Source organism: Flavobacterium sp. AK-301, assembly GCF_058310215.1.
In genome coordinates, this window is record NZ_JBZEES010000049.1 from 1 (window position 1) to 588 (window position 588).

1 protein-coding gene is annotated in these 588 nt (G+C 34.4%); it reads left to right on the forward strand.

Translation table 11 applies throughout. The features are described 5' to 3' along the window. On the forward strand, window positions 1–588 hold a 588-nt coding region (locus tag AC4FQX_RS15190), incomplete at both ends, for a hypothetical protein (protein ID WP_491168566.1).

Genomic DNA, 588 nt, shown 5'->3' on the forward strand with positions numbered 1-588 from the left:
TAGAATATCGTATAACGATAAAAGATAACAGAAAAGAAGAGTTAGAAGATCATTTAGTGATACAAACACCAACAGAGTATCTTTATGAAGTAGCAGCAGGTAAGGAATTTCAGGTTCAGGCAATGGTTTCAAAAAATCAGGAACAGGTAAAAATAGGCTTGTTTGATAATACCGGTGTTTTTTATAGTGCTATTTCCCTTTCCGGAAAAGGGAAGGATTATAATTGTAAAATACCGGAGAACATCTCAAAAGGCAAGTATATTATTCAGCCGTATATAGAAAAAGGCGGAAAGAAAGAAGTGATTGTACGCACACTGGGATCGCATTTAATTGACAAGTTACCTATTACCGTTTTGGGAGCAGCGAGAGCTAATTTAAAAACAGCAACCATATTAAAACATTTACAGCTGAAAACTGCAAAAGATAATCTTTTTCAGGTAGATGTAGAAGAGCCTTTTCAGATATATGCTCCCTCTTCAGATAATACTACCCGTATCGGATTATTTAGGTTAAATGGTACTTTTGTGACCAATATTACTGTTTCTAAAAATAAGCATACCTATAAATGCGAAGTGCCTTTTGAAATCA